The organism is Planococcus sp. CPCC 101016 (genome assembly GCF_007859295.1).
GTDB lineage: Bacteria > Bacillota > Bacilli > Bacillales_A > Planococcaceae > Planococcus.
In genome coordinates this window covers 47,728-70,078 of the sequence record NZ_VOHB01000006.1, presented here as the reverse complement: position 1 = coordinate 70,078, position 22,351 = coordinate 47,728, and the positions used below count along the sequence as shown (strand labels likewise).

Genomic DNA, 22,351 nt, shown 5'->3' with positions numbered 1-22,351 from the left:
TATGGAGAAGATGGAAAAACAGCAAAATGCTTTGCAGGTAACGGATTTGAATGTTGCCGTGAAAACAGCAAAAGGCGCACTTCCGCTGGTTCAAAACCTGAAATTGGATTTAAAGCCGGGGAAGGTTTTGGGACTTGTCGGAGAGAGTGGAAGCGGGAAAACCGTCACGTGCATGGCGCTTCTTCAATTGTTGAATTCGAAATCCATGTCTGTAGAAGGAAGCATTCAATTGCGCGGACAAGAGCTGAACGGCTTAAAGCAAAAAGAAATGCGAAAAGTCCTGGGCAAAGAAATTGGGTTCATTATGCAAAATCCGATGAATGCCTTCACCCCTGTATACACAATCGGCAATCAATTTGTAGAAACCATCCGAACCCATACGAACTTAACGAAAAAACAAGCCATTGATTTGGCTGTCTCTTCTTTAGAGTCAATGAACTTAAAAGAGCCCTCTAAACTAATGAAAATGTATCCTTTCCAACTCAGTGGAGGAATGCTGCAACGTGTCATGATCGCAATATCGATGTGTTTGCGTCCTTCAGTTGTTATCGCGGATGAGCCGACAACAGCTCTTGATGTCACGAATCAGTTACAGGTTCTAAGAGAACTGGATCGCCTCCGTACAGAATGTGGAACGTCCATTTTACTAATCTCACATGATTTAGGCGTAATTTCGGAGTTGGCAGACGACGTGGCTGTAATGCGTAATGGCCGGATAATAGAAAAAGCGGACGTGTTTCAATTGTTTGACCATCCAAAGCATGAATATACAAAAAAACTATTGCAGGCAAGACCTGCGTTGCCAATGAATGAGCCGTTGAGAAAACTAGTTATATAAAATTGGCGTTAAGGAAAAGAAATGTAAAAGCGAAGGAGGACGCAAGCATGAGCCTATTGGAAGTGAAACAAGTCACACATACATATGGTTCGCTGCGTTCTTTTTGGCGGCCTCAAAAAGAGGCACAAGTTCTTTCCGACGTTTCCCTTTCTCTAGAGCAGGGGACGTGCATGGGGCTTATTGGTACAAGTGGAGCTGGAAAAAGCACGTTGGGAAAAGTGATTTTGGGACTTGAAAAACCCAAAGAAGGCCAGGTGCTGTTTCAGGGACAAGATCTTTATGCGATGAATTCTAAAGTACGCAAGCAGATGCGAAGAGATCTTCAAGTAGTTTTTCAAGACAGCTACTCTTCGGTGAACCCGCGTTTGACTGCAGAAAAGATTATTGGGGAGCCGCTGGACAACTACGAAAGGCTTTCTGCTTCCGAACAAAAAAGAACGATTGCCGAGTTATTGGAACAGGTTGGATTAAGTGCAGAAGACATGCAAAAGTTCCCTGGTCAATTTAGCGGTGGACAGTTGCAGCGGATCAGCATTGCGAGAGCCATTGCCTTAAAGCCAAAGATGATTGTCTTAGATGAATCTGTAAGCAGTCTTGATATGGTTAACCAGACAAACATTTTAAAACTGTTGGATGATTTAAAATCTGAGTATGGGTTGTCTTATCTCTTCATCACGCATGACATTCGAGCTGCGTACGCGATTTCGGATGTCTTGACTGTCATGGAGAAGGGAAGAATCGTTGAAACTTATAATAATAAAGATGAAGTGTTTACTTCATCAGAACCGGCAGTGAAGGATCTGGTTGCTTCTATATTGCCTGAACATCCCCGAAATCGGACTGTCTCTAATGGAAAGCGTGTTGTACAGGTATAGCTACTTGAGCAGTCGATGGCTAGAAAAACTGGATCTTTTGAATACCCCCTTAAACACATCAGATAATGAGTGTTTAAGGGGGTATTTATCTTTTTCTAGACTATAGAGTTATAATTAAATAAAATTTTATGGAATTTAAATGGATTTAAATGCAATAATTGGATATAGTGACTTTAACCAGTTATTTCAAAAGGAACTCATTTTTGGAGAATTATTTTGCTGAAAGGTAGCAATGAAAACCTGGGAGGAGAAAGAAACTTGGATAAATTTGTTTTTATATTTGGTCCTCAAGCAGTTGGGAAGATGACCGTTGGACAAGAACTATCTGCCATAACAGGCTTAAAGCTTTTTCATAATCATATGACGATTGACTTATTAGAGCCCTTATATGGATTTAGCAAAGAGATGTGGCGGTTAGCAAATACATTTCGTCGCTCAATTTTCCAATCCTTTGCAATAAGCGATCAATACGGAATGATTTTTACTAAAGTCTGGTATTTTGATAAAAAAGAGGATTGGGACGAGATTGAATACATGTGCCATATCTTTAGTTCGCAAGGAGTGAAAATTCATTTTGTAGAATTGGAGGCCGATGTAGGAGAAAGATTGGTTAGAAATAAAACATCCCATCGACTGGAACAAAAGCCAACAAAACGAAATATTAATTAATCAGAACTACATTTGTTGAGTTCTTTAAAAACCAATAGATTAAATTCTTTCGAAGGCGAAGTGGCAATAGAAAATTATCTGCGTATTAATAACACTAAAAAGAATGCGAGAGAAGTAGCACATATCATAAAAGAAACATTTGATTTATAAAAAAGAGAATTCGGACTAAGGTGTGAGATGCTTTTAAGTTATCTTGGCATCACTGAATTATAAGCCTTTAACGAATTTAGCAATGAAAATAAAAGACAATAGAAAGCAGGAACAAAGATGAATGAAGAAAAACTGCAAGCAGCTCTGCTGCACGCCGGTGTCAAAGAAGCTGTTTTTTTAGGCGAAGGCGCGTGGCATTACGCCTGGACAGCATGGAAAGAGGGCAGAAAAATGGTGCTCCGGATTCCAAAGGAAGTAACTTACGGTAAACCAGTCCTCTTCAATAAAGCCGCATTGAAAGCAGAATATGGAGGGACGGAGCTTTATTACCGTTCTGTCAATCAAGCGGTGGCAAGAGCAGCTCCAGAGCTTTTCGAATTTCATGTGTCAGCGAGTATAACGTATACGCTCGAATCTTTTGGAGGCACATAGATTAATCTACATACTATGACTTTGAAAACCGCTTATCAAACTGGCAAAGCCATAGGAGAGATTCATCGGAAGACAGAAGAGATTCCACACGGCATAGAAGGATTTGGCTATCTCGGCTGGTCAGAGAGCAAAGGGATCCATGGTCTTTTGGAAGGTGATGCTTCCAAATTTCTTGAAGAAGAAAGTGAAGAACAACTGGCAGATTACCATGAGTTGTGCAAAGCGTATTCAATTTTTAACGACGAAACAGTCATTAAAGCACTACAACTGGCTGTAACTACAAGAAAACAAAATTTTACACAGCCACTTTTGGTCAATCAGGATACTTCTCCTGAAAATATTTTGGTGAATGGTACTCAAATTTGCCTCATCGATCCATTTCCAAGCATTTATTACCCAAGAGGAATGGCTGGAAACTTTATGAATTTATACGAAACACTATTCATTGCCTTGTCTGAAACTGATCGTTATCGAAAACATGATTTTTCGGCGTGTGCAGAGGAACTGACAATGATGGCAAAAGGATTTATCGAAGGATACAGTGCGGGCGACGCGCAAATCGTGCTCGAAGTCCGGGGAGAGCAATTGTTGCAATTGCTTGAATCAGCGTTCAGCCATCATCAATTGCTGTCGAAAGAATTGTCCGAAGAAATGAGGATTCGATATGGCAACAAAAAAGAGATAGCAGACAGGCTCTTGCTGTTATGCAATGAACTGAAAGAATTGTCTGCCGCTCTCATAAGAAGTGCTGCGTGGTCGATTGAAGAAACTAAGCATTTTCCTACTAACTAAAGTTTAGAGGAAACCAAAAACAAAGGGGGGGTGACATGAAGCTGCTAAAAGCAAAAATGAATAAGAAAACAGCTGAAGAAATTTTAAAATGGAAATATGATCCGCCTTATGATTTTTACAATAATGAACTGACCGAGGGGGCATTAGAAGAATTACTAAATGGAACTTATTCTATTGTTTTAACTGAGAAAAAAGAGACTTTCGGTTTTTTCTGCATGGGTGCAAGCGCCCAAGTACCAGCCGGAAGCAGCTTTGGTATTTATGAGGAGAACTGTATCGATCTGGGGCTGGGAATGTATCCTGGGTTTACAGGGAAGGGAAACAGCGTGGATTTTGGTTCGTTTGTGCTTAGATCTATAGAAGAAAAACGAAAGGGACTGCCAATTCGATTGACTGTTGCTGCATTTAACAAACGGGCAATTCATTTATACGCTAAACTTGGCTTTGTTCCAGACGAGCGATTCAGCACTCACTTCACAGATTTTATTACTATGGTAAAAAAGTATTGATGTATCAAGGTTTTTAGGAAATCTTTCGTGCTGATAAAACCTGATTACTGAATCAAGAATGCGTCAACTATATGAACAATTCGCCATATTCCTCTCTATTATATGCCAGTCCTGGAGTCTAAAGGAATGGATATTGTTTTTACAGCCGCAATGAGTATGCTACAATAACGGACATTATGTTCGAGAGGGGAATACAGATGATTAAAAAATGGTTCTTAACTATAGTTCTTGGAGGATCCATGGTGGCATTGGCTGCTTGTGGTGGCGAAAATGCGGAAGAAACGAACGAGGAAGCTGCACCTCAAGAGGAAGCAGCAGATCAAGAAGCTGAAAATGCCGAACAGCCAGAAATGCCTGAACCGGATCTGGAAGGCGTTCCCGATATCGTAGCTGAAGTAAATGGTGAAGAAATTTCAAAGGAAGAATTTGAATCTGCTTATACAGGCCAATTCCAGCAGCTTGCGATGCAGGCACAGATGGCTGGTCAGGAAGTTGATCAAACCCAGTTGAAAGAGCAAATTGCTGAAAGCCTAGTCGCTCAAAAGTTGCTTGTTCAAGAAACTGAAAATCAAGAGATAACTGCATCAGAAGAGCAGGTTAATACAGCGTTAGAAGAACTGGCAAAGCAAAATGGCCTGGAATCTTCAGAAGAGTTTTTAGCTGCACTTGAAGAGCAAGGTATTTCTGAAGAAGAAGTCATGGAGCAAGTGGAAGCCCAAGTAAAAGTTGAACAACTGATTGCAAGCGAGACCGGCGAAATCAATCCGACGGATGAAGAAATACAGACAGTTTATGATGAAGCACAGGCTCAACAAGAAGAATCCGGTGGCGAAGAACTTCCTGCTTTCGAAGAAGTAAAACCCCAGCTTGAAGAACAGGTAAGAATGCAAAAAGAAGGTGAAGCTACACAGACGCTAATCGCCCAGCTTCGTGAAGAAGCAGATGTAACCATTAATCTATAAAATGAAAACCAGATCCCCGGGATCTGGTTTTTTTATCCATTGTTAATAAGCATTTCTAAAGGATTGCTTCACCAATTCTGCCGCTCTTACTGCTAAAGTTTTATTTTATTTTTGATGGGGTATGATGTATAAATGGAATTTTCAATAAAATCTTCTTAAGAACTCTTCAAGTTTCAATTCAAGACAGAGGGTTTGACAGGACAGCAAATCTTGCGTATCCTTTACACTTGTGATAAAGAGAAACTTGAGGCAGCAGTGGTTCTTCATCCGCTGTTGGTTTTCAGTTGATCAATTCAGGCTTTGACGGCCAGTGGACTCTCACTTATAAAAGTGAGGGTATTGCTGGCCGTTAAAGCGGAATAAAAGAAAAAGGAGGGGTACTATATGAAGAAAGTAACCAATGTTTTTTGGATTGCTCTTGCGCTCGTATTATTGGCCATTGGCTACGGAGCATTTGCACCCGATAATTTTGCAGAAGTTACAGGGAATATAGAATCATTCCTGACAACTTCGTTCGGTTGGTATTATTTATTAGTTGTTTCCGTCATGGTTATATTTTGTCTATTTTTCCTTATCAGCCCGATGGGACAAGTAAGACTGGGCAAAGATACAGATAAACCCGAATTTTCATTTGGAACATGGGTTGCCATGTTATTTTCAGCAGGAATGGGAATCGGTCTTGTATTCTGGGGAGCAGCAGAACCGTTATCGCATTTTGCAATCGATCCGGCAACCGCTGAACCTGGCAGCGCCGACGCGATGCGGGAATCAATGCGTTTCAGTTTTTTCCATTGGGGAATCCATGCGTGGGCTATTTATGCCGTAGTGGCTTTGGCACTCGCTTATTCACAGTTCCGAAAAGGGGAGCCCGGATTAATTTCAGCAACGCTAAAACCTTTGTTTGGCGATAAGATGAAAGGTCCTTGGGGAGTATTAGTGGATGTTATTGCTGTTTTCGCAACAGTTATTGGTGTTGCAACCACCCTCGGCTTTGGAGCTATCCAAATTAATGGTGGACTTGCTTTTCTCTTTGATGGCATATCAGGAGATAGTTTTATTGTACAATTAATCGTTATTGCCATTGTAACGGTATTGTTTATGGTTTCATCTTGGTCAGGACTGAGCAAAGGAATCAAGTATCTGTCTAACACCAATATGGTACTGGCAGTGGTATTGCTCACAGCAGTCATTGCACTTGGCCCAACTTTACTAATTATGAATATGTTTACTGATACAATCGGTACATACTTCCAGAACTTAGTGCAAATGAGTTTCCGTGCAGCACCTGTAGATGGTGAAAACCGTGCATGGATTGATGGATGGACCATTTTTTATTGGGCATGGTGGATTTCATGGGCTCCGTTCGTTGGTATCTTTATCGCACGCATATCTAGAGGACGAACAATTCGTCAGTTTTTATTGGGTGTACTGTTGATTCCAACTTTCATTAGTTTTCTATGGTTCGCGGCCTTCGGAACAACTGCTATTGATGTTCAAAACAATGGAGTGGACTTGACAGGCTTACTAACAGAGGAAACCCTGTTTGCAGTATTTAACCAGATGCCATTGGGTATTTTACTGTCAGTCATTGCAATTTTCCTGATAACGACGTTCTTCGTTACTTCTGCCGATTCCGCCACCTTTGTTCTTGGAATGCAGACAACAGGCGGTTCATTACATCCGCAGAACACAGTAAAATTGACGTGGGGGTTTGCCCAGTCAGCAATTGCTGTAATCTTGTTATCAACAGGCGGGCTTGGCACATTACAGACAGTTTTGATCATAGCGGCATTCCCGTTCTCGATCATTATGCTGTTAATGATGGCTGCCTTCTGGAAAGCATTGTCTATAGAATATAAGGCCATAAAACGCAAACGCTAAAACCGCCGCTTCGGCGGTTTTTTCATTGGATAAGCGTTATAATGGAAATCAGGCAACAAAAAGATGGAGGATTATTAAAATGGAAAAACCGCATGTATTATTAGTGGATGGAATGGCGCTGCTGTTCCGCTCGTTTTTCGCAACCTCAGCCGTTGGTCAATATTTCCGGACAACTGAGGGGTTGGCGACAAACGGTGTACAAGGATTTGCCCGCCATGTGCTGGCAGCCAAGGCAATGTTGAAGCCGACTCATATGGCTGTTTGCTGGGATATGGGAGCACGGACATTCCGGACGGACCTATTTGATGGCTACAAGGCAAACAGGCCGGCACCACCTGAGGATATGGTGCATCAGTTTGACCTCGCGCAATCAATTTCTGAGCAGCTTGGCTGGAAAAACTATGGTGAGGCTGGAATAGAGGCGGATGACTTTATTGGCTCGTTTACAAAACAATGGCAGGATCAAGTGGATTTCACCATCATCACAGGTGATAAAGACATGCTGCAATTGTTGACGCCTTCAGTCAATATCGCGTTCATGAAAAAAGGATTTCATGTGTACGATGTCTATACCGAAGCACGCTTCATTGAAGAGTATGGCATACAGCCTTCACAATTTGCAGATGTCAAAGCGTTTATGGGCGACCCGAGCGATGGCTATCCGGGAGTTAAAGGAATTGGTCCGAAAACAGCGCTTCAACTTATTCAGAAATACGGTTCAACAGATGGTGTGCTGAACGCAATAGATGAATTAAAACCTGCTCAAAAAAAGAAAATCGACGAGCATAATGACATGCTTCTGCTATCAAAAAAACTGGCTGTCATCAAATGTGACATCCAGTTGGATTTACCGTTGGAGGAGCTTGCCGTTCCTGCTTACACCAATGATCATATTCAGTTATGCCAAGATCAGCAATTGACGCTGCTTGCTAAACAATTGGAAAAGAATGTAGGGATTACTGTCGATCCTTGGGCATAATTTTCACAAAGGTCAGCACTTTGCGATTTTCCATATAAGAAACCGTCCGCATTTTACTGGGGCGGTTTTTTTGTCCATTATCATGAATATACAAAATGAGGTCATCAGCTTCCTGTCTAAAGCCGATCAGTGGAACCCAGTGATAGCTGTATCGTGGTTTTGAAAACCAGTGAAACGTAAAGTAGCGGTCGAACTTCATGGCAAGAGGACGTCCTGCCAGAAGTTCTGCCTTTACGTCTTCAATGCTTTTGGTTTTTTTCAGCTCATAGCGTTTGCCGCCGATCTTATTGAAATTTCTAAGCAGCCTCCATGTAAACAAGCCAATGGGAGTTGAGCCAAGCAGCCGGTAGAGCTGGTCGACGCCGACCTCAAGACCTTCGTGATGCTGCAAAATAGCAGCGGCAGTTACAGGACCACATGCAGAAGAACGGTATTTTTCAGAGATGGCCTCGTCATGCTGAGACAGTCCTTTGAAAGCGATCAGTTTTTGCATGTCCATGCCTCCAATTCGTAGCAAAATCCGTTACAATTTAGCTGGTAATTTTTCGTTTTCCGTGAGCAGCTGTTCAAGAGCTCCCCTGAATGTTGTATAGACTTCCAATTCCACTTGGATTCCGGCATGGACGATTTCACGAACAAACAATGGATTAAAACCGACATAAATGGCGCGTAGGCCCATGAGGCTCAAAGCAGAATTCAATTGGCTTAATTCGCTTGCCAAGCCATTATAATCGAAATCGGCAATATCATCTGTTGTCACACCTGTAAAATCAAAAATGACGCGTTCTGTTTCGCGATTTTTTTCTGCGTACTTCAAAACTTTCGTCCGAATCATATCAAAGCGGTCTGTAAAAATAAAACCGGCGATGGGCACTAAGATCGTCTTAGGAACAATTGATGGAATGATTGGAGTCGACATATTCTTAATCAGCTTTTCATAATAGACCAGCCGTTTTTTTAATGCGGCTAATTCCTGTTCTGAATCCATTTACACTACCTCCATGGTCAATAAGATAAGGGAACTACTGCTTGCTTCAGCTGCTTTCAACAGCTCAAAATTCAAGGAAATATAACCAAGCGAAAAAAAGGAGCAGGCGGGAGCCTACTCGTTTTGATCATTCAAAAATTTTGTAACCGATTCTGGTGATTTGGCGTTGGCACTGTGAAGATGAGCCGTTTTTTCGCCGTCTTTAAAGATTAGCAAACTAGGAATCCCCATCACATCGTATTTTTCTGCAAGCTCAGGGAGTTCGTCGCGATTCACATCAAACCATTGATACTGGTTGAATTCCTCAATGATCGGATCAATGAACATATCCATGCGTGTACAGTCCGGACACCAACCAGCTTGGAATTTTACGATTACCGGTTGGGTACCATTTATAGCTTCATTAAAATTTTCGTTTGTAGTAAGTGATTTCATTTGTATTGCCTCCTTATGGGTTCTCTAACAGTTTACCGTGCTTTTATTAAATCGCAAAGAATTTGTTTCTGAAAAATTAAGGGAATTTATAACGATTAAATATTGCGAAAAAAGAAAAAATAACTTACACTAATAGACATAGAGAACGTTCTATTTTTTTTACTTAAAAAATGAATGAGTATTCATTCAAAAAATCAAGGAGGGTTTTGCTAGTGGCTTACCAAATTAGAAAAGCGGCTGTACTCGGTTCAGGGGTTATGGGTTCGGGAATTGCAGCGCATCTTGCAAATATAGGAATCCCTGTATTATTGCTTGATATTGTCCCGCGTGAATTGACACAGGAAGAGCAAGCGAAAGGTTCGACTCTTGAAGACAAAGCAGTGCGCAATCGAATTGCAACGGGCTCTATTCAGAAACTGCTCAAACAGAAGCCAGCTCCATTAACGGCTAAAAAGAATCTTCAATTGATTACACCAGGAAACCTGGAAGACGATTTGGAAAAACTAAAAGACGTTGATTGGATCATTGAAGTGATTGTTGAAAACTTAGACGTTAAAAAATCCCTATACGAAAAGATCGATGGCGTTAGAAAAGAAGGCACCATCGTTTCTTCAAATACATCAGGCATCAGTATCAATGCGATGGTGGAAGGCCGATCGGAAGATTTCGGCAAACATTTCCTTGGAACTCACTTTTTCAACCCACCGCGCTATTTGAAATTATTGGAAGTGATTCCAGCGAAAACGACTGCGCCGGAAGTGATAGAGTTCATGTCTGCATTCGGTGAAGACCGTCTGGGCAAAGGTGTGGTTATCGCAAAAGATACGCCAAACTTTATTGCCAACCGGATCGGCACTTACGGTTTGCTTATCACCTTGCGCGAAATGATGGCACGTGGCTATTCGATCGGTGAGGTCGATTCCGTTACAGGACCCTTGATCGGCCGTCCGAAATCAGCTACTTTCCGTACTTTGGATGTGGTTGGACTTGATACGTTCATGCACGTGGCCAAAAATGTTTATGATCAAACTTCAGGTGAAGAACAGAAAGTCTTTGAAGCACCGGAGTTTATGACGAAAATGGTGGAGAACGGCTGGCTTGGAGCAAAAACCGGTCAAGGTTTCTTTTTGAAAAAAGATAAAGAGATTTTAGAGCTTGATCCTGAAACTATGGAATATCGTGAAGCAGGCAAATTGAAAACGCCTTCACAAGAAATAGCAAAGCAGCAAAAAGGCCTTGCGGCTAAAATGAAGACCCTTGTATACGCGGAAGACCGCACCGGCGAATTGCTTTGGAGCATTCTTGCTCCAACTTTGCTTTATTCGGCTGAATTGAATGGGGAGATTGCGGACGATATCGTTGCCATCGACAATGCCATGAAATGGGGCTTTGGCTGGGAACAAGGGCCGTTTGAAACCTGGGATGCCATTGGTGTCCAAAAGTCTGTCGAGAAAATGAAGGCAGAAGGGCATCCGGTTCCGGCATTCGTACAGGCTTTGCTGGATAGCGGAAATGAAACCTTCTATAAAGAAGAAAACGATGATCTTCATTTCTTCGATGGCACGGATTATCAGCCGGTCCCAGTCAATGAAAAAGTCATCGATTTGAAACGCTATAAGAAAAAGCATGGCGTCATTAAATCGAATTCGGGTGCAAGTCTGATCGACTTGGGAGACAGCATTGCTTTACTTGAATTCCATTCTCGTTCGAATGCCATTGGCTTGGATATCATGCAGATGATCAATTATGCAGTCGACGAAGTGGAGAAAAACTTCAAAGGACTTGTCATCGGCAACCAGGGCAAGAACTTCTGTGTCGGCGCAAACCTCGGCATGATCTTGATGGAAGCACAGGACGACAATATTTTTGAATTGGATTTCACGATCAAGACTTTCCAGAATGCCATGATGAAAATCAAATACAGCAATAAACCAGTAGTAGCAGCACCATTCGGCATGTCCCTCGGCGGCGGTGCAGAAGTGGCATTGCCGGCAGCACATATCCAGGCTTCGATGGAAACTTATATGGGATTAGTGGAAGCAGGCGTCGGGCTTATTCCTGGCGGCGGGGGAAACAAAGAATTATATATGAAACAACTAAAAGGTTTGCCTAATGGCGTGACAGTCGATTACCAGAACATCACCAGCAAAGTCTTCGAATCGATTGCGATGGCGAAAGTCTCCACTTCAGCGGAAGAAGCACGCGAAAACAACTTCCTGAATTTCGTAGACGGCATCAGCGTCAACAGCGACCATTTGATCTACGATGCTAAACAAGTCGCTCTTTCTCTATATGAAAACGGCTATCAAGCGCCTTTGCGTGAAAAAGTCCCAGTCACCGGTGAAGCTGGCTACGCAACCCTTCTATTGGGTGCGGAAGGCATGTTCATCTCCGGCTATATCAGTGAATATGATCTGAAAATCGCTAAGAAATTGGCGTTTGTCCTGTCAGGTGGAAAAGTTCCATACGGTACGAAAGTGGATGAACAATATCTGCTCGACCTTGAGCGCCAGGCATTCTTAAGCCTGGTGGCAGAACCAAAAACCCAGCAGCGCATGCAGCATATGCTGGTCAAAGGAAAACCATTACGTAATTAATCGGTGATCATAAAAGGAGGAAATACACATGCGTGAAGCAGTAATCGTGGCCAGTGCTCGGACACCGGTCGGAAAAGCGGCAAAAGGTTCTTTAGCGACTGTGCGTCCGGATGATTTTGGTGCATTGGTCGTTAGAGAAACGCTGCAGCGAGCCGGAGGATATGATGGGCCTATTGATGATTTGATCATGGGCTGTGCCATGCCGGAAGCAGAACAGGGGATGAATATCGCCCGCAATATCGGAGCGCTTGCAGGATTGCCGGATACGGTATCAGCCGTTACCGTCAACCGCTTTTGCTCTTCAGGCCTTCAGTCGATCGCCTATGCAGCAGAACGCATCATGGTCGGATCAGCAGAAGCGATCATCGCAGGCGGCGTGGAATCGATGAGCATGGTGCCAATGATGGGCAATGTTATCCGCCCGAATGCGAAATTGGCTGAAACAGCCCCTCAATATTACATGAGCATGGGGCACACAGCAGAACAGGTAGCCACACAATATGGCATCAGCCGGGAAGACCAGGATGCATTTTCCGTCCGCTCACATGAAAAAGCAGCAGCAGCCATTGAAGCTGGAAACTTCGATGAAGAAATTGTTCCGGTCGAAGTGACAAAACGCTATGTAGATGAAAACAATAAATACCAGGAGAAATCGTCCATGTTCGAAATGGATGAAGGCGTCCGTCACGGAACCAGCATCCAGACCTTGAACAAATTGCGTTCCGCTTTCTCGGCACGCGGAACGGTCACCGCCGGAAACTCCTCGCAAACTTCTGATGGTGCAGGTGCCTTGCTGGTAATGGACCGTGAAAAAGCAGAATCACTTGGCTTAAAGCCAATCGCTAAATTCCGTTCATTCGCAACTGGCGGTGTACCGCCGGAAGTCATGGGAATCGGCCCGGTCGTTGCCATTCCAAAAGCTTTGAAATTAGCTGGATTGACGATTGATGACATTGACGTATGGGAATTGAATGAAGCTTTCGCTTCCCAGTCGCTCGGCGTTATCCGCGAGCTTGGGCTGGATATTGACAAAGTCAACTTCAACGGAGGAGCTATTGCACTTGGCCATCCGCTCGGTGCTACCGGCTCGATCCTGACAATACGCATGATGAGCGAATTGAAGCGCCAAGGCAAACAGTTCGGCGTCGTCACAATGTGCATCGGTGGAGGAATGGGCGCAGCAGGCGTCTTTGAAATGCTGTAGAAGTGAATTTGCCAATTAAATTGTAAGTTAGGTCTGAAGAAATCGCTTCAGGCGGACAAGACATTGGACGAAGGTAGTTCGGACAGTGTCTTTGCGACGAAGCAGCGTAGCGATGCAGGAGCAGTATTATTACTACCTGCTTATTTACTAGAACAGTGTCGCCGCCTTTCGCTCTTTCTTCTTAGTTTTAGAACTACGCTCTATTAGGATATGGAGCAAACCAGTGGAGACTCCCGCGGGCAAGCGAAGTGTCGAAATCCACTCGGGCGTTTAGCCCGAGTTAGTTCGGCACAAGCCCGCAGGAAAGCGGAACTGGTTTGCGGAATATCTATAGCAGATTATACTTAAGATGAATATTTAACTTCTTAAAATAAGTAAGTAAGAATATAGGAGGAATACAAAATGGAACAGTCAAAAACATTGATCAAAGGCGGTAGTTTCTTAATTGAAGATGCGGATCTGTCACGTGTGTTCACGCCCGAAGACTTCACAGAAGAGCAAAAAATGATCGCAAAGACGACTGAGGATTACGTAAATACAGAAGTAATGCCGGTTGTTGAAAAGTTGGAAAACCATGAATTCGAACATTCCGTTCGTCTGTTGAAAACGGCTGGTGACCTTGGACTTCTTGGCGCTGACGTTCCAGAGCAATACGGCGGTCTTGGATTGGATAAAATCGCCTCTGCATTGATTGCTGAAAAAATGTCGAAAGCAGGCGGTTTCTCAATCACTCACGGCGCCCACGTCGGAATCGGCTCGTTGCCGATTGTCCTTTTCGGGAATGAAGAACAAAAACAAAGCTATCTGCCGCGTCTGGCAACAGGTGAAATGATTGCCGCATACGCGTTGACTGAGCCAAGCTCAGGGTCAGATGCATTAGGGGCGAAAACGGTCGCCAAATTGAACGAAGCAGGAACACATTATGTATTGAACGGCGAAAAGCAATGGATCACTAACGCTGGATTTGCAGATGTATTCATTGTTTATGCGAAAATTGATGGAGAAAAGTTCTCTGCCTTTATCGTAGAACGTGAATTCCCTGGAGTATCTGTTGGACCGGAAGAAAAGAAAATGGGAATCAAATCATCTTCAACTCGCACACTGATTTTGCAGGACGCTGAAGTGCCTGTTGAAAACTTATTAGGCGAAGCGGGACGCGGACACATTATCGCGTTTAACATTTTGAACATTGGACGCTATAAATTGGGAGTGGGCACAATCGGAGCTTCTAAGCGTGCGATGGAGCTGACGATTCCTTATACGAATCAGCGTCAGCAGTTCAAAACGCCGATTTCTTCATTTAACCTGACGCGTGAAAAGTTGGCGACGATGGCATCTAAATTGTATGCAGTTGAAAGCTCAGTGTACCGGACAGTAGGTTTGTTCGAGGACCGTATGAGCGGATTCACAGATGAGCAGCATGCGGATGGCAAATTAGTTGCCGACTCTATCGCGGAATTTGCAGTGGAATGCTCACTCAATAAATTCTTTGGTACCGAAACATTGGATTATATCGTAGACGAAGGCGTTCAATTGCATGGCGGCTACGGCTTTATGCAAGAATACGAAATCGAACGCATTTACCGTGATTCACGCATTAATCGTATTTTTGAAGGAACCAACGAAATTAACCGATTGCTTGTACCAGGAACTTTATTACGCAAAGCAATGAAAGGTGAATTGCCTTTGTTGCAACATGCACAGCAGCTTCAGGAAGAGCTGTTGATGATGATGCCGGAAGAAGTTGGCACAGAAGCTTTAGATCAGGAAAAATACCTGGTTAAAAATGCGAAGAAAATTGCCTTGTTGGCTGCTGGGCTTGCGGCACAGACCTACGGCACGAAATTGGAAGCGGAGCAGGAAGTACTTGTTAACATCGCAGACATTGTCAGCAACGTCTTTGCGATGGAGTCAGTAGTATTGCGTACAGAAAAAGCGATTGCTGCTTCTGGTGAAGAGAAAGCCAAACAAAAAATTCTATACACGCAGATTTACTGCCAGGAAGCATTCGATCAAATTGAAAGAGATGCAAAAGAGACATTGATCGCCGCAATCGAAGGCGACAACCAGCGCATGATGCTGTCAGCGTTGCGCAAGTTGACTCGTTCAACGCCTTACAACGTTATTGCGAAAAAACGCGAAGCGGCTGTCAAGCTGATCGACGTGGAGAAGTACATTGTTTAATGGCTAGTGAAAAAAGGCGAACCGGATTAATTGGGGTTCGCCTTCTTTTTTTTGAGTACCATTAGTCGAGGGGAACTGTTTCCGGCGAATGATGTTTTTTATTCGTCGACCAAGGGCCTTCTTTTTGGTAAACTTTAAAAAAAGGGAGGTACTAACATGATTACTTATTATGCATACCCGAAATGCACAACTTGCAGGAAAGCTAAAAGCTGGCTGAACCAAAATGGTATAGAATTTAATGAAATACATATCGCTGAAAATCCTCCGACAAAAGATCAATTGGCTGAAATTTATCAGGCAAGCGGCTTGGAATTAAGGAAGTTTTTCAATACAAGCGGTTTGGTTTATCGTTCGCTTGGACTTAAAGAAAAGCTATCAGACATGTCCGAAGAACAGCAGTTGGAACTTCTGGCTTCAGATGGCATGCTGATCAAGCGGCCGTTAGCTTGGAACGGGGAAAAAGTGACGCTTGGCTTTAAAGAAGCGGAGTATCAAAATAGCTGGCTGTAAGCGCTTGTGGCCATCTTGTATTTCAATGCTTTTTATGTCAAACTGAATTTGAATGAACTACATAATTTGGAGGGGTCAAGATGAGCACACCAGCAGAACTTCGTTATTCTAAAGAACATGAATGGGTCAAAGTCGAAGACAATAATGCGCGTATCGGAATTACTCATTTCGCACAGGCTGAATTGGGGGATATCGTTTTCGTTGAACTTCCACAGGTCGGAGATGAACTGAAAAAAGATCAGCCTTTTGGCAGTGTTGAATCGGTCAAAACGGTTTCGGAACTTTATGCGCCGATCAGCGGCAAAGTAATCGAAGTTAATTCTGAGCTTGAAGACAGCCCGGAATTTGTAAATGAGTCACCTTACGAGCAAGCTTGGATGGTGGTTGTCGAATCCCCTTCTGAAGAAGAAGTCAATGAATTGATGACAGCTGACCAATACAAAGAAATGATTAATGAATAGCTCCAGAAAGCGCCTGTATTTCGGCGCTTTTTTTTATTCCGTTTCCTTTGTTTAAGCTACTTTATTTGTAGAGTGATACTTATAAGAAAAAAAGCTTATTCTAAAACTGCTTCAAGCAGACATCAAGTTCGGCAGAATCAGTTAAAAAGAAATTGTTTAGCAATAATATGCCACACGCCAGCATACGATGTTATAAAAGGGCCAAAGAATTTGCAGAAACAGCTCTGCGGAGTGTCCATGCATGAAAATCATTTATTCAACCTATATAATAGAGGAATGCTAAAACTTTTCTTATTCTATTTTCGATGGGGTGGGTGTTTATGGGAAAGGTGATTGTTGTGGAAGGAATCAGCGATAAGTCGAGGATTGCGCCGCTCATTGCAGAACCCGTGACGATTCTTTGTACAAATGGTACAGTGAGTGCATCAAGACTTGAGGAATTATTATTGCCATACGAAGGACAGGACATAATCATCTTAGTGGATGCAGACTCCTCCGGTGAAAAGCTGCGAAAGCTGGTCAAACGTGAATTCCCTGAAGCCCGACATTTTTACATCAACCGGAGCTACAAGGAAGTTGCTGCAACGCCGCTGCGGTTGCTGATGGATGTGCTCATTGCAGCGAATGTCCAAGTCAATAAGCTATTAATAGAGGGATGAAGAAGATGAAGGAATGGACTCACAAAGAATGGATCAAAGAAAAAAATACAAAACAGGTTACGGCGTTTTATTTATATACACCGATGTGTGGAACGTGCCAAGTGGCTTCTAAAATGCTAACGGTTGTAACAGAACTATTGCCGGATCTAACGATAGGCAAAGCAAACTTGAATTATGTCCAGGAAATTGCAGGGTTGTATGAAGTGGAAAGTGTACCGTGTCTGCTGATAACCGAGAACGGAAAAGTGAAAGAAAAAATATATGCTTTCCAGTCGGTCCCCAATTTATATAACAAATTAAAATCTGTTGACGAATTTAGTCGCTCATGGTAAATTGAATTTCTGATCAAATAATTTCATATCGAAACTCTTATTAAGAGTGGTGGAGGGAAGTGCCCTATGAAGCCCGGCAACCGTCATGAAAATGAAATGGTGCCAAGTCACACGAAGCGGAAGCTTTGGAAGATGAGAGATCGGTTTCCGTATAATATACGTTTGCCCTTCTGCTCAGCTATGCGCGGAAGGGTTTTTTATTTTAGCATTTAGGGGTGTTCAAGGAATGATTGAGTTAAAAAAAGTGACAAAAAAATTCGATACTGGAAAAGCGGTTCTTACAGCCGTAGACCAGGTCGATTTATCCATTGCCGATGGAGAAATATTTGGCATTATCGGGTATAGCGGTGCCGGTAAAAGTACGTTGATCCGCTTGTTGAACGGATTGGAAAAGCCGACATCCGGAACTGTCGAAATAAACGGTCAAGAGATTACGTCGATTAAAGGTGGAGAATTGCGTAAAGCTCGCCAGAAGGTTAGTATGATCTTCCAGCATTTCAACCTTTTATGGTCGCGAACAGTCAAAGAGAATATTGAATTCCCACTAGAAATTGCCGGCGTAGGAAAAGCGCAACGAGGAAAGCGGGTTCAGGAACTGATTGAATTAGTCGGCTTGACTGGGCGCGAAAACGCGTATCCGTCCGAGCTTTCAGGTGGACAGAAGCAGCGCGTCGGCATTGCCCGTGCGTTGGCGAATGACCCTGAAGTACTATTATGTGACGAAGCGACTTCTGCACTTGATCCGGAAACGACAGATGCCATTCTTGATTTACTAGTGGATATTAATAAAAGACTTGGATTGACGATTGTTTTGATAACACATGAAATGCACGTTATCCGGAAAATTTGTCATCGCGTAGCGGTGATGGAAGGCGGTCGCGTTGTTGAACTGGGTGATGTCCTGAATATCTTCCAATCACCGAAAGAGGAAATCACCAAGCGTTTTGTTGCACAGGTGACCGATTCGGGAGACTCGCAAGAAACCATCAAGAATTTGCGCGAATTATACCCGACTGGTGAACTGGTGAAACTGGTCTTTGTGGGCGATCAAACTGAACAGCCAATTCTGACCAAATTGATCCGCAGCCATTCGGTAGAGGTCAATATCGTTCAGGGCAATATCTCTCATACACAGCGTGGCGCATATGGAACTTTGATTCTGCAATTAAAAGGTTCTCCAAATGAAATTGAAGAAGCACTGGCATTTCTTCGTATAGAAGATGTTCAGGCGGAGGTGATGCACAATGATTGATACTTTATTCCCGAATGTCGATTGGGACAATATGTGGGAAGCTACAATTGAAACACTCTACATGACCGCATTATCGACCTTGTTTACATTCATTATCGGATTGGCTCTTGGCATCCTCTTGTTTTTGACAGCACCGAAGCAATTGTGGGCAAACAAAGTGGTTAATTGGCTGACAGGAGCGTTCGTCAATATTTTCCGTTCGATTCCATTTATTATTCTGATTATCTTATTGATTCCTTTCACTTTATTCTTGATGGGCTCTATCCGTGGTCCGAATGCGGCATTGCCGGCATTGATCATCGGCTCGGCTCCATTCTATGCCCGCATGGTGCTGATTGCACTAAAAGAAATTGATAAAGGTGTCATCGAAGCGGCCCGCTCAATGGGTGCAACGACGGGTACCATTATCTGGAAAGTACTGTTGCCGGAATCGAAACCGGCTTTGATATCGGGCATTACGGTCACAGCTATAGCACTAGTCGGCTATACGGCAATGGCGGGCATTATCGGCGCCGGAGGCCTTGGAACATTGGCTTTCCTCGACGGTTTCCAGCGCAGTCGTGAAGACGTCACATTGATGGCAACGATTTTAATCCTCATCATCGTCTTTGTCATTCAATACATTGGCGATTTAGCTACAACAAAAGCAGATAAACGGTAACAGCGGATTTTCCGTAATATAGAAAACACATCAAAAGGAGAGATTCAACATGAAGAAATTTGTAGCAGGAACAGCATTAACGGCATTGGTACTTGCAGGATGCGGAAATGGCGGGGCAAGCGAAGAAGAGTCAAATACTTTGACTGTCGGTGCTTCGAACGTACCACATGCTGAAATTTTAGAACAGGCACAGCCGATTCTTGAGGAGCAGGGCATTGAACTTGAAATCGAAACTTACCAGGATTATATTCTGCCGAATGAAGATTTGGAGTCCGGTGAAATTGACGCAAACTATTTCCAACACATTCCGTATTTGGAGTCACAAGTAGCAGATCACGGGTATGACTTTGAAAGTGCCGGTGCTATCCATATCGAACCAATCGGCGTCTACTCTCAGGACCATGCTTCTCTGGATGACCTTCCAGAAGGCGGGACGATCCTAATGAGCAACTCTGTAGCAGACCATGGCCGCATTTTATCTATGCTTGAAGCTGAAGGGTTAATCACTTTGGAAGAAGGCGTTGAAAAAACAGCTGCTGAAGTAAGTGATATAGTCGAGAATCCGAAAGACCTTCAATTTGATGCGAATTATGAGGCAGCATTGCTTGTTCAAATGTATGAATCAGGTGAAGGCGATGCCGTTTTGATCAACTCTAATTATGCGATTGACGCAGGAATCAACCCAATGGAAGATTCGATTGCGCTTGAATCATCGGATTCACCATACGCTAATATTATTGCCGTGCGTGCAGGTGATGAGGAAAACGAAAACATTACAGCCTTAGTGGACGTATTGAAATCCCAGGAAATCCAAGATTTCATTTTGGAAGAGTGGGGCGGGTCAGTAGTACCAGTAGACTAATGAATTGACAAAAGCATCCTGTTGGATGCTTTTTTTATTTTGTTTAAATAATAAAAATATTGCGTGTTTTCTTATACAGCTTACATTTCAAAGAGGTATGTGCTACTTTTGAATAATAAAAAAGAAACATTTGTTCATATGAGGGGGACATGTTCATGAAGTTCAAATTTGGTCTATTGCCGCGGATTATAGTAGCAATTATATTAGGGGTACTGATTGGGTTGGTGGCGCCGGAAGCATTAGTGCGTCTCTTTGCAACATTTACTACAATTTTCGGCAATTTTTTAAATTTTGTAGTGCCGCTGATCATTCTTGGATTTATTGCTCCAGGGATTGCAAAACTTGGGAAAGGTTCAGGCAAGTTACTGGGGATGGCAACTGGAGTTGCTTACGCGTCAACTGTTACTGCAGGGATTTTAGCGTTTTTCGTAGCAACCACGGTCTTGCCTAACTTTATGAAAGCTGGATCTTTAAGCAGTATGGAAGATCCTGAACACGCTCTGGCTGCTTCATTCATAGCGTTGGATATGCCACCTGTTTTTGGAGTGATGTCTGCATTGATCTTAGCTTTTCTTTTGGGGATTGGTATGGCCTCGACAGGAAGCAAAACCATGATATCTTTTTTTGATGAGTTTCAGGCAATTATAGAAAAGACGATATCGTACGTCATTATTCCTCTTTTGCCGTTCCATATCTTCGGCATTTTCGCGAATATGGCTTATGGAGGAGCAGTATTTGAGATTCTATCATTATTCGCTATTGTCTTTGTGATGATCATTCTTCTCCATTGGGTGATGCTGCTGCTTCAATATTCAGCGGCTGGTTCACTAAAGGGAAGAAATCCTTTCTCAATTTTGAAGACAATGATGCCCGCCTATTTTACGGCTCTAGGAACGCAGTCTTCTGCTGCAACAATCCCTGTAACGCTTCGCCAAGCGCGGAAATCGGGGGCCAATGAACGGGTAGCGGATTTCACAGTTCCCTTATTTGCCACTATTCATTTATCAGGAAGTACAATAACTTTAGTCTCTTGTGCTATCGGTGTTGTATTACTGACTGGCGGCGTACCGACATTTGCCAGCTTCTTTCCTTTTATTCTAATGCTTGGTATTACTATGATTGCAGCACCCGGAGTTCCAGGAGGAGCTGTCATGGCTGCCATCGGCTTGCTTGAAATTATGCTTGGTTTTGATGCGACAATGGTTGCTTTAATGATCGCACTTTATATGGCGCAAGATAGCTTTGGTACTGCAGCAAACGTCACTGGGGACGGAGCCTTAGCGCATATTGTAGATCGTTTTACAAATGGCCGTAAAAGTTTGGAATAATGAATTGATTTCACCAATTGCGACTATTTCAAAAGGTCTATTCTATTGGTAATTTTTGTGCTATTATAGCCAAGATATTATACAATAGGGGGAAACACAATGAAGAAAATATGGGCAATCGGTTTGTCGGCGGCAGTCTTATTAACTGCATGTGGAGAAGAAGAAACAACGAAAGCAACAGAAACTACGGCTGAGGCTGAAGCTTCTGGAGAGAGCAAGGACGTTAAACAGGAATTGATGAAATTCTATATGTCTATTCCAAACTCCATCAATGCTGTTGATGCAGACTTGAATGCGTTTGAGATGGCTCAGGCGGACGATACGCTGCCAGAAGGCGAAGATTTGCAGACGATGAAGGATGCAGCAATTGCTTCTGCTGAAGCAGCAGCAGACACTGTCGAAAACATTGAAATCCCCGCCGCATTAGAAGGCCAGCAAGAAAAGATTGAAGAAGCGTTTGCCGCAATGCGCGAATCATATGAAATGAAAGCTGAAGAATTATCTAAAGATGCATCTTTTGAAGCAGCTAACGAGAAATTTGGAGAAGCAGATGCTAAGTTGAACGAACTGTTGGTTGAGCAGGATTTGGCTGCATCAAGCATTTACAACGAAGTTTCACAATAAATTAAACGACCTCTGACATAGAATTGTCAGAGGTTTTTTGTTTTATTTTGGTATAAGTCAATAGTTCTATTTTCAGATTAATTAGACTATTTATATGTTTATTTACAATTAGGTGGGGTATAATAATACTGGTAATCTTAAAAACCCAAGATTGAAAGGAATGGTTC

General features: G+C 43.0%; 23 protein-coding genes, 1 pseudogene and 1 riboswitch. Of the genes and pseudogenes, 21 read left to right on the top strand and 3 right to left on the bottom strand.

Going from position 1 to position 22,351, the window contains the following annotated elements; genetic code table 11:
- The first annotated feature begins 1 nt into the window (after position 1).
- The 9 genes and pseudogenes from nikD (at position 2) to FQV26_RS16730 (ending at position 8,087) form a co-directional block, all read left to right on the top strand.
- Positions 2–838: a nickel import ATP-binding protein NikD gene (nikD, locus tag FQV26_RS16765; protein ID WP_146559001.1), complete on the top strand. Its 837-nt coding sequence runs from the start codon at positions 2–4 to the stop codon at positions 836–838.
- 47 nt (positions 839–885) lie between these two features.
- A complete protein-coding gene (nikE, locus tag FQV26_RS16760; protein ID WP_146558999.1) occupies positions 886–1,713 on the top strand; it encodes a nickel import ATP-binding protein NikE in 828 nt (275 codons plus the stop codon).
- 303 nt (positions 1,714–2,016) lie between these two features.
- Positions 2,017–2,532, top strand: a pseudogene (locus FQV26_RS16755) (shikimate kinase).
- A gap of 117 nt (positions 2,533–2,649) precedes the next feature.
- Complete coding sequence (locus FQV26_RS19075) at positions 2,650–2,964, top strand: hypothetical protein (protein WP_261384386.1); 315 nt, start codon at positions 2,650–2,652, stop codon at positions 2,962–2,964.
- Positions 2,965–2,979: 15 nt separating this feature from the next.
- Entirely contained in the window at positions 2,980–3,756 is a 777-nt protein-coding gene (locus FQV26_RS16750; protein ID WP_261384385.1) for a hypothetical protein, read from the top strand.
- Positions 3,757–3,791: 35 nt separating this feature from the next.
- The gene (locus FQV26_RS16745) at positions 3,792–4,265 is read left to right on the top strand and encodes a GNAT family N-acetyltransferase (protein ID WP_146558997.1); all 474 of its coding nucleotides are present in this window, start codon (positions 3,792–3,794) and stop codon (positions 4,263–4,265) included.
- A 197-nt stretch (positions 4,266–4,462) separates the two neighbouring features.
- Positions 4,463–5,227, top strand: a complete 765-nt coding sequence (locus FQV26_RS16740) for a SurA N-terminal domain-containing protein (protein ID WP_146558995.1) — start codon at positions 4,463–4,465, stop codon at positions 5,225–5,227.
- A gap of 384 nt (positions 5,228–5,611) precedes the next feature.
- Positions 5,612–7,108 carry a glycine betaine uptake BCCT transporter gene (locus FQV26_RS16735; protein ID WP_146558993.1) on the top strand — a complete coding sequence of 499 codons (1,497 nt, stop codon included), beginning with the start codon at positions 5,612–5,614 and terminating at the stop codon, positions 7,106–7,108.
- Between the two features lie 79 nt (positions 7,109–7,187).
- The gene (locus tag FQV26_RS16730) at positions 7,188–8,087 is read left to right on the top strand and encodes a 5'-3' exonuclease (RefSeq protein WP_146558991.1); all 900 of its coding nucleotides are present in this window, start codon (positions 7,188–7,190) and stop codon (positions 8,085–8,087) included.
- Here the strand turns inward: FQV26_RS16730 and FQV26_RS16725 are convergent.
- The 3 genes from FQV26_RS16725 to FQV26_RS16715 all read right to left on the bottom strand — a co-directional run bounded on the left by FQV26_RS16725 (position 8,065) and on the right by FQV26_RS16715 (position 9,510).
- A complete protein-coding gene (locus tag FQV26_RS16725; protein WP_146558989.1) occupies positions 8,065–8,580 on the bottom strand; it encodes a C39 family peptidase in 516 nt (171 codons plus the stop codon). The two genes, FQV26_RS16730 and FQV26_RS16725, sit on opposite strands and share 23 nt — an antisense overlap.
- A 30-nt stretch (positions 8,581–8,610) precedes the next feature.
- Positions 8,611–9,075: an STAS domain-containing protein gene (locus FQV26_RS16720; protein ID WP_146558987.1), complete on the bottom strand. Its 465-nt coding sequence runs from the start codon at positions 9,073–9,075 to the stop codon at positions 8,611–8,613.
- 114 nt (positions 9,076–9,189) lie between these two features.
- A complete protein-coding gene (locus tag FQV26_RS16715) occupies positions 9,190–9,510 on the bottom strand; it encodes a thioredoxin family protein (protein ID WP_146558985.1) in 321 nt (106 codons plus the stop codon).
- Between the two features lie 212 nt (positions 9,511–9,722).
- On the opposite strand from FQV26_RS16715, the gene FQV26_RS16710 reads away from it, so the two are divergent.
- The 12 genes from FQV26_RS16710 (at position 9,723) to FQV26_RS16655 (ending at position 22,184) form a co-directional block, all read left to right on the top strand.
- Entirely contained in the window at positions 9,723–12,107 is a 2,385-nt protein-coding gene (locus tag FQV26_RS16710; protein WP_146558983.1) for a 3-hydroxyacyl-CoA dehydrogenase/enoyl-CoA hydratase family protein, read from the top strand.
- A gap of 28 nt (positions 12,108–12,135) precedes the next feature.
- Positions 12,136–13,311: an acetyl-CoA C-acetyltransferase gene (locus FQV26_RS16705; protein WP_146558981.1), complete on the top strand. Its 1,176-nt coding sequence runs from the start codon at positions 12,136–12,138 to the stop codon at positions 13,309–13,311.
- Positions 13,312–13,713: 402 nt separating this feature from the next.
- Complete coding sequence (locus FQV26_RS16700; protein ID WP_146558979.1) at positions 13,714–15,495, top strand: acyl-CoA dehydrogenase family protein; 1,782 nt, start codon at positions 13,714–13,716, stop codon at positions 15,493–15,495.
- Positions 15,496–15,651: 156 nt separating this feature from the next.
- Positions 15,652–16,005 carry an arsenate reductase family protein gene (locus tag FQV26_RS16695; protein WP_146558977.1) on the top strand — a complete coding sequence of 118 codons (354 nt, stop codon included), beginning with the start codon at positions 15,652–15,654 and terminating at the stop codon, positions 16,003–16,005.
- 80 nt (positions 16,006–16,085) lie between these two features.
- Positions 16,086–16,466, top strand: a complete 381-nt coding sequence (gene gcvH, locus FQV26_RS16690; protein ID WP_146558975.1) for a glycine cleavage system protein GcvH — start codon at positions 16,086–16,088, stop codon at positions 16,464–16,466.
- A gap of 320 nt (positions 16,467–16,786) precedes the next feature.
- On the top strand, positions 16,787–17,125 hold the full coding sequence (locus FQV26_RS16685) for a ribonuclease M5 (RefSeq protein WP_146558973.1): 339 nt from the start codon (positions 16,787–16,789) through the stop codon (positions 17,123–17,125).
- Positions 17,126–17,130: 5 nt separating this feature from the next.
- Positions 17,131–17,457: a thioredoxin family protein gene (locus FQV26_RS16680; protein ID WP_146558971.1), complete on the top strand. Its 327-nt coding sequence runs from the start codon at positions 17,131–17,133 to the stop codon at positions 17,455–17,457.
- Positions 17,458–17,491: 34 nt separating this feature from the next.
- A riboswitch (SAM riboswitch) is annotated at positions 17,492–17,596 on the top strand.
- A gap of 87 nt (positions 17,597–17,683) precedes the next feature.
- Positions 17,684–18,709: a methionine ABC transporter ATP-binding protein gene (locus FQV26_RS16675; RefSeq protein ID WP_146558969.1), complete on the top strand. Its 1,026-nt coding sequence runs from the start codon at positions 17,684–17,686 to the stop codon at positions 18,707–18,709.
- Positions 18,702–19,370, top strand: a complete 669-nt coding sequence (locus FQV26_RS16670) for a methionine ABC transporter permease (RefSeq protein ID WP_146558967.1) — start codon at positions 18,702–18,704, stop codon at positions 19,368–19,370. The genes FQV26_RS16675 and FQV26_RS16670 overlap by 8 nt, the downstream gene beginning before the upstream one ends.
- A gap of 49 nt (positions 19,371–19,419) precedes the next feature.
- Entirely contained in the window at positions 19,420–20,232 is an 813-nt protein-coding gene (locus FQV26_RS16665; protein WP_146558965.1) for a MetQ/NlpA family ABC transporter substrate-binding protein, read from the top strand.
- Positions 20,233–20,387: 155 nt separating this feature from the next.
- The gene (locus tag FQV26_RS16660) at positions 20,388–21,560 is read left to right on the top strand and encodes a dicarboxylate/amino acid:cation symporter (RefSeq protein WP_146558963.1); all 1,173 of its coding nucleotides are present in this window, start codon (positions 20,388–20,390) and stop codon (positions 21,558–21,560) included.
- 99 nt (positions 21,561–21,659) lie between these two features.
- On the top strand, positions 21,660–22,184 hold the full coding sequence (locus FQV26_RS16655) for a hypothetical protein (protein WP_146558961.1): 525 nt from the start codon (positions 21,660–21,662) through the stop codon (positions 22,182–22,184).
- Positions 22,185–22,351 lie beyond the last annotated feature (167 nt).

What these genes read in the sequence shown, in the direction of transcription:
- FQV26_RS16745 (WP_146558997.1), top strand. Translation starts at nt 3,792, where the DNA reads ATGAAGCTGCTAAAAGCAAAAATGAATAAGAAAACAGCTGAAGAAATT.
- FQV26_RS16675 (WP_146558969.1), top strand. Translation starts at nt 17,684, where the DNA reads ATGATTGAGTTAAAAAAAGTGACAAAAAAATTCGATACTGGAAAAGCG.
- FQV26_RS16715 (WP_146558985.1), bottom strand. Translation starts at nt 9,510, where the DNA reads ATGAAATCACTTACTACAAACGAAAATTTTAATGAAGCTATAAATGGT.
- nikE (WP_146558999.1), top strand. Translation starts at nt 886, where the DNA reads ATGAGCCTATTGGAAGTGAAACAAGTCACACATACATATGGTTCGCTG.
- FQV26_RS16730 (WP_146558991.1), top strand. Translation starts at nt 7,188, where the DNA reads ATGGAAAAACCGCATGTATTATTAGTGGATGGAATGGCGCTGCTGTTC.
- FQV26_RS16740 (WP_146558995.1), top strand. Translation starts at nt 4,463, where the DNA reads ATGATTAAAAAATGGTTCTTAACTATAGTTCTTGGAGGATCCATGGTG.
- FQV26_RS16725 (WP_146558989.1), bottom strand. Translation starts at nt 8,580, where the DNA reads ATGCAAAAACTGATCGCTTTCAAAGGACTGTCTCAGCATGACGAGGCC.
- FQV26_RS16720 (WP_146558987.1), bottom strand. Translation starts at nt 9,075, where the DNA reads ATGGATTCAGAACAGGAATTAGCCGCATTAAAAAAACGGCTGGTCTAT.
- FQV26_RS16685 (WP_146558973.1), top strand. Translation starts at nt 16,787, where the DNA reads ATGGGAAAGGTGATTGTTGTGGAAGGAATCAGCGATAAGTCGAGGATT.
- FQV26_RS19075 (WP_261384386.1), top strand. Translation starts at nt 2,650, where the DNA reads ATGAATGAAGAAAAACTGCAAGCAGCTCTGCTGCACGCCGGTGTCAAA.
- FQV26_RS16735 (WP_146558993.1), top strand. Translation starts at nt 5,612, where the DNA reads ATGAAGAAAGTAACCAATGTTTTTTGGATTGCTCTTGCGCTCGTATTA.
- FQV26_RS16665 (WP_146558965.1), top strand. Translation starts at nt 19,420, where the DNA reads ATGAAGAAATTTGTAGCAGGAACAGCATTAACGGCATTGGTACTTGCA.
- FQV26_RS16695 (WP_146558977.1), top strand. Translation starts at nt 15,652, where the DNA reads ATGATTACTTATTATGCATACCCGAAATGCACAACTTGCAGGAAAGCT.
- FQV26_RS16660 (WP_146558963.1), top strand. Translation starts at nt 20,388, where the DNA reads ATGAAGTTCAAATTTGGTCTATTGCCGCGGATTATAGTAGCAATTATA.
- nikD (WP_146559001.1), top strand. Translation starts at nt 2, where the DNA reads ATGGAGAAGATGGAAAAACAGCAAAATGCTTTGCAGGTAACGGATTTG.
- FQV26_RS16750 (WP_261384385.1), top strand. Translation starts at nt 2,980, where the DNA reads ATGACTTTGAAAACCGCTTATCAAACTGGCAAAGCCATAGGAGAGATT.
- FQV26_RS16680 (WP_146558971.1), top strand. Translation starts at nt 17,131, where the DNA reads ATGAAGGAATGGACTCACAAAGAATGGATCAAAGAAAAAAATACAAAA.
- FQV26_RS16670 (WP_146558967.1), top strand. Translation starts at nt 18,702, where the DNA reads ATGATTGATACTTTATTCCCGAATGTCGATTGGGACAATATGTGGGAA.
- FQV26_RS16705 (WP_146558981.1), top strand. Translation starts at nt 12,136, where the DNA reads ATGCGTGAAGCAGTAATCGTGGCCAGTGCTCGGACACCGGTCGGAAAA.
- FQV26_RS16655 (WP_146558961.1), top strand. Translation starts at nt 21,660, where the DNA reads ATGAAGAAAATATGGGCAATCGGTTTGTCGGCGGCAGTCTTATTAACT.
- gcvH (WP_146558975.1), top strand. Translation starts at nt 16,086, where the DNA reads ATGAGCACACCAGCAGAACTTCGTTATTCTAAAGAACATGAATGGGTC.
- FQV26_RS16700 (WP_146558979.1), top strand. Translation starts at nt 13,714, where the DNA reads ATGGAACAGTCAAAAACATTGATCAAAGGCGGTAGTTTCTTAATTGAA.